General features: G+C 66.2%; 1 protein-coding gene. It reads left to right on the top strand.

Annotation, left to right across the window (positions count from 1 at the left end):
• The coding region (locus tag ACLEJQ_RS25825) for a carbon starvation CstA family protein (protein WP_440799941.1) at positions 1 to 302 on the top strand (302 nt) is incomplete at both ends.

The following is a 302-nucleotide window of genomic DNA, read 5'->3' as shown; positions in this document are numbered from 1 at the left end:
ATGGCGTTCTGGTACCACTTCGCGATCCTGTTCGAAGCGCTGTTCATCCTCACCGCGGTGGACGCCGGCACCCGTGCCGGGCGCTTCATGCTGCAGGACTTGCTCGGCTCGTTCGTGCCGGCGCTCAAGCGCACCGAATCCTGGACCGCCAACCTGATCGCCACCGCCGGGTGCGTGGCGCTGTGGGGCTACCTGCTGTACCAGGGCGTGATCGATCCGCTGGGCGGCATCAACACCTTGTGGCCGCTGTTCGGCATCTCCAACCAGATGCTGGCCGGGATCGCCCTGATGCTCGGCACCGT

The organism is Pseudomonas sp. SMV71, assembly GCF_052042015.1.
GTDB lineage: Bacteria > Pseudomonadota > Gammaproteobacteria > Pseudomonadales > Pseudomonadaceae > Aquipseudomonas.
Note: the sequence above shows the minus strand (reverse complement) of the source record. Positions and strands in the feature narration are given on the sequence as shown.